The sequence below is a fragment of the Achromobacter semiaridum genome (genome assembly GCF_053543755.1).
In genome coordinates, this window is sequence record NZ_JBLVOL010000101.1 from 3,170 (window position 1) to 8,170 (window position 5,001).

At 64.0% G+C, this 5,001-nt stretch carries 4 protein-coding genes; all 4 read right to left on the minus strand.

Annotation, left to right across the window (positions count from 1 at the left end):
- Positions 1–38: 38 nt before the first annotated feature.
- Genes ACNPP0_RS23090 through ACNPP0_RS23105 form a run of 4 tightly spaced genes read right to left on the minus strand, consistent with a single transcriptional unit; the run spans position 39 to position 4,919 of the window.
- Positions 39–1,247, minus strand: a complete 1,209-nt coding sequence (locus ACNPP0_RS23090; RefSeq protein WP_332609115.1) for a metal-dependent hydrolase family protein — start codon at positions 1,245–1,247, stop codon at positions 39–41.
- A 25-nt stretch (positions 1,248–1,272) separates the two neighbouring features.
- Positions 1,273–3,003, minus strand: coding sequence for an ABC transporter ATP-binding protein (locus tag ACNPP0_RS23095; RefSeq protein ID WP_448707104.1), 1,731 nt, complete (start codon positions 3,001–3,003; stop codon positions 1,273–1,275).
- Between the two features lie 7 nt (positions 3,004–3,010).
- Positions 3,011–3,937, minus strand: a complete 927-nt coding sequence (locus ACNPP0_RS23100) for an ABC transporter permease (RefSeq protein ID WP_332609111.1) — start codon at positions 3,935–3,937, stop codon at positions 3,011–3,013.
- A 10-nt stretch (positions 3,938–3,947) separates the two neighbouring features.
- The gene (locus ACNPP0_RS23105) at positions 3,948–4,919 is read right to left on the minus strand and encodes an ABC transporter permease (RefSeq protein WP_046803920.1); all 972 of its coding nucleotides are present in this window, start codon (positions 4,917–4,919) and stop codon (positions 3,948–3,950) included.
- Between the last annotated feature and the right edge of the window lie 82 nt (positions 4,920–5,001).

Genomic DNA, 5,001 nt, shown 5'->3' on the forward strand with positions numbered 1-5,001 from the left:
GGGCGGGGCGGCTTTTTGTTGTCGTATCCGTGCCGGGATCAGAACGGCAACGCACCCGCCGCCAGTTCGCCGTTGCGCAGCACCGCCACGTGAAAGCGCTTGTCAGCCGCTTTCAGGATGTCTTCGGTCGGGTCGCCTTGCACCAGCAGCAGGTCGGCCACCTTGCCCTGGGCGATGACGCCGTGCTGGGTCAAGCCCATCAGGTCGTGGCCGCGCGACGTGCCGGCGATCAGCGCGTCGACTGGCGTCATGCCGAACTCCACCATGTACGCCAGCTCCATGGCGTTTTCGCCGTGCAGGTTGAACGGCGTGCCCGCGTCCGTGCCCATCGCAATGCGGCCGCCGGCCTTGTAGTACATCTGGAACGATTCCCGATGGCGTTGTTCCACCGCGCGCGCCTTCTCCACCGCGTACGCCGGAATGCCGTTGTCCGCGTTGGCGATGATGTTGCGCACGGCGGCGATGGTGGGCACCAGATAGGTTTCGGCTTCCAGCATTTCGCGCAGGCAATCGTCGTCCATGAAGATGCCGTGTTCGATGGAATCGATGCCCGCGCGCACGGCGTTCAGAATGCCCTGGGTGCCTTGCGCATGGCTGGCCGTGCTTTTGCGAAAGCGCTTGGCTTCGTGCACGCCCGCCTTCAGTTCATCGAAGCTGTAGTGCGCGTCCATCGGGCTGACCCCGGGCGTCATCACCCCGCCCGTTGCCATGATCTTCACCAGGTCACAGCCCGCGTGCACTTGTTCGCGCACGGCCTTGACCACGTCATCAACCCCATCGGCAACGCGGCCGATGCGGTTGCCGTGCCCGCCCGTCATGCAGATGATGCGGCCGGACGCCTTGATGGTGGGGCCGGGAAACACGCCGCGCGCAATCGCGTCGCGCACGCCGAATTCCAGGTAGTCCTTGCCGCCGCAATCCCGCAAGGCGGTCACGCCGCCCCGCAGGCTGGCTTGCGCGTTTTCCAGCGCGGTCAGCGTGATCTGCGCGGGCCCCTGCTTGCTGAGCAAGGCGTTGGGGTCGGCGCCGCCGGTGTAGACCAGGTGCACATGGCAGTCGGCCAGGCTGGGCATCAGCGTCATGCCGGTGGTGTTGATCTGCAACCCCGCATAGCCTTCGAACGCGCCGGCCGGCGCCACGCGCGCCACCTGCTTGTCTTCGACCAGCACGCCGTGGTCGCGCAATACCTTGCCCTCGCCATCGAATACCAGGCCGCCGATGAAAAGAGTCTGTCGTGTCGCCGTCATGTCTTGCTCCGGTTGCGCTTCGCCGTCAGCCTTCGACCACATCCAGCCCCTCGCGGGACATGGTTTGCAGGCGCGGCATCAGGCCAAGCAGGTGCTGGCTGTAGGGGTGTTGCGGCTGCTGGAAGAGCGTTTCCGTTTCCGCCACTTCCAGCAATTCGCCAAAGCGCATGACGCCGACGCGATCGCACATCTGGCGAATCACCGGCAGGTCGTGGCTGATGAACAGCATGGTCAGGCCCAATTCTTCTTGCAGGTCTTTCAGCAGATTCAGGATCTGCGCTTGAATCGATACGTCCAGCGCGGACGTGGGCTCATCGCAGATCAAAAAGCGCGGGCGCGTGGCCAGCGCGCGGGCGATGCAGATGCGCTGGCGTTGACCGCCCGAAAATTCGTGCGGAAAGCGTTCGGCGGCGCGGTCGCCCAGGCCCACGACGTCCAGCAGATCCGCCACGATGCGGCGCGCTTCGGCCTCGGATGCCGCCAGCTTATGAAAGCGGATCGGTTCGGCAATGATGTCCAGCACGCGCATGCGCGGATTCAGCGACGAAAACGGGTCCTGGAAAATCATCTGGATCTGGCGGCGGAACGGGTTGAGTTGTTTCTCGCCCTTCAGCGCCGTCAGGTCGGTGCCGCCGAACGTAACCGAGCCTTCCGACGGCGTGTACAAGCCCGAGATCAGCCTTGCGACCGTGGACTTGCCGGAGCCGGATTCGCCCACCAGTCCGAACACCTCGCCTTCGCCGATGGAAAAGTTCACGCGCTTGACGGCGTCCAGCGTGCGTTGGTTGCGCTTGAGCAGCGCACTCTTGAGCACGAAGCGCATGGACAGGTCACGCACCTGCACCAAGGGGCCATCCGTCTGCGCGCCGAAGTCGCGCCGCTGCCCCAGCCAATGCGTGGCCAGGTCCAGCGGTTGCGACGGCGTCTTCACGTCTTCGATATACGTGACCAGCGGAAAACGCTTGAGCTTGATGTCCGGGCGCGGCACGGCCGATATCAGGCTGCGCGTGTAGGGATGATCGGGGTCGCCCAGGATCTTGGTGGTGGGGCCTTGTTCGACCAGCTTGCCGTGATACAGCACCGCCACACGATCGGTCACGTCGGCAATCACGCCCATGTCGTGCGTGATGATGATCATGCCGACCTGCTCTTCGCGGCACAGCTTCTTCAACAGCTCAAGAATCTGCGCCTGAATGGACACGTCCAGCGCGGTGGTGGGCTCGTCGGCGATGATGACTTCGGGTTCGCAGCACAAGGCCAGCGCAATCACCACGCGCTGGCGCATGCCGCCCGAGAACTGATGCGGATATTGCTTGACGCGCAGTTCCGGCTGGTCGATGCCAACCTGCACTAGCAATTGCACCGCCCGCTTCCTGGCTTCCGCATGCGTCAGGTTCAGGTGCACCTGCATGGTTTCCACCAGCTGGCTTTCCACCGTTTGCAGCGGGTCCAGCGACGTCAGCGGGTCTTGGAAAATCATGCCGATGCGGCGGCCACGCACCTTGCGCTTTTGCGCGGGCGTCAGCGTGTCGATGCGTTCGCCGTTCAGCAGCACCGAGCCGCCGGCCAAGCGACCGGGCGCTTCCAGCAGGCCGATCACCGCGTTGCCGATGGTGGACTTGCCCGCGCCGGACTCGCCGACCACGCCCAGGATTTCGCCCTTTTCCAGCGATAGCGATACGCCGTCCACCGCGACCAGCGTGCCACGGCGGCTGGGGAATTCGATGCGGATGTCTTCAATGTTCAACAGGGCCATGACGTCCTCAGCGCAGCTTGGGGTTGAGCGCGTCGCGCAGCCAGTCGCCCAGCAGATTGACTGATAGCACCAGCGCAACCAGCGCAATGCCCGGAAAAATAGAAATCCACCACATGCCCGAAAACAGGTAGCTGTTGCCGATACGAATCAACGTGCCCAGCGACGGCGCCGTCGGCGGCACGCCCACGCCCAGGAACGACAGCGTGGCTTCCGTGATGATGGCAATCGCCAAATGGATGGTGGCAATGACCAGCACGGGGCCCATGACGTTGGGCAGGATGTGGCGGCGCAGGATGGTGATCGGGCCGATGCCGATCAGCCGTGCCGCCTGCACATATTCCTTGTTGCGTTCGACCAGCGTGGAGCCGCGCACGGTGCGCGCGTACTGCACCCAGCCCGAAATCCCGATGGCGAAGATCAGCACGTAAAGCGCCAGTTGATCGTGCATGTCGCGCGGCAAGACGCCACGCGCCACGCCGTCGATCAGCAGCGCCACCAGGATGGCCGGAAACGACAACTGCACGTCCGCGATGCGCATGATGAAGCTGTCGATGCGGCCGCCGGCGTAGCCGCTGATAAGGCCCAGCGTCACGCCCAGCACCATCGAAAACAGTACCGATGCAAACCCCACCAGCAGCGACACGCGCGAGCCGTACAACACGGCGGAAAGAATGTCGCGGCCCTGGTCGTCGGTGCCCAGCACGAAGTCCGGGCTGCCGCCCTCTTCCCAGGCGGGCGGCGTGTTGGCGTCCATGATGGACAGCGACGCCAGGTCGAAGGGGTTGTGCGGCGCGATGATGGGCGCGAACAGCGCGCCCAGCAGGATGGCCAGCGTCACGATGGCGGCGATGATGGCGCCGGGCGACCGCTTGAAGCTGTGCCAGATATCGCTGTCGGCCGCGCGGGCAAACAGGGGAGCGATGCGAGCAATCATGTTGATTCCTTTACTTGCTCTGCACGCGCAGACGCGGGTCCACGGCGAAATACAGCAGGTCGACGACCAGGTTGATGACCACGAACATGAAGGCAATCAGCACCAGATAGGCCGCCATCACCGGGATGTCCACCATGCTGATGGCCTGGATGAACAACAGCCCCATGCCTGGCCACTGGAACACGGTTTCGGTGATGATGGCGAACGCGATGATCGAACCCAATTGCAGGCCGGTAATCGTGATGACCGGTACCATCGTGTTCTTCAAGGCGTGGCGAAAGTTGATCAGCCGTTCAGGCAGGCCGCGCGCCCGCGCGAACTTGATGAAATCAGCGCGCAGCACTTCCAACATTTCTGCGCGCACCAGCCGCATGATCAGCGTCATCTGAAACAGCGCCAGCGTGATGGCCGGCATGATCAACGCCAGCCATCCGGACTTGGTCAGAAAGCCGGTGGTCCACCACCCCAGGCTGACCACGTCGCCGCGTCCGAAGCTGGGCAGCCATCGCAGCTGCACGCCAAACACAAGAATAAGCAGGATGCCGATCAGGAAGGTGGGCAACGAGATGCCGGCCAGCGACAACGCCATGAAGGCCTTGGACAGCACGCCGTGGCGGCGCAACGCCGTGTAGATGCCCATCGGAATGCCCAGCGCCAGCGCCATCACGGCGGACACGAAGGACAGTTCCAGCGTGGCGGGCATGCGCTCTTCGAGCAGCTCGCTGACGGGGCGGCGCTGCCGGTACGAAATGCCGAAGTCGCCGTGCGCGGCGTTGCCGACAAAACGGGCGAACTGCACGACAAAGGGGTCGTCCAGGCCCAGCTGTTCGCGCAACTGCGCGCGTTGTTCAGGGGTGGTGTCCTGGCCGACCATGCTGGCGATCGGGTCGCCCACATAGCGAAACATGGAGAACGCGATCAGCGCCACCGTCAACATCACCAGCACCGACTGGATAAGCCGTTGCGCAATAAAGGAAAGCATTATCGGGTGCCCTCGTTTGCAGATAACGCCGGGCCGCGTTTCCGTTGACAGCCGGAACCGGGGCTGGGCCGGGCGCGGGGGC

Bases quoted from the DNA above. Each gene is read 5' to 3' on its own strand.
- ACNPP0_RS23095 (WP_448707104.1), bottom strand. From the start codon at position 3,003: ATGGCCCTGTTGAACATTGAAGACATCCGCATCGAATTCCCCAGCCGC.
- ACNPP0_RS23090 (WP_332609115.1), bottom strand. From the start codon at position 1,247: ATGACGGCGACACGACAGACTCTTTTCATCGGCGGCCTGGTATTCGAT.
- ACNPP0_RS23100 (WP_332609111.1), bottom strand. From the start codon at position 3,937: ATGATTGCTCGCATCGCTCCCCTGTTTGCCCGCGCGGCCGACAGCGAT.
- ACNPP0_RS23105 (WP_046803920.1), bottom strand. From the start codon at position 4,919: ATGCTTTCCTTTATTGCGCAACGGCTTATCCAGTCGGTGCTGGTGATG.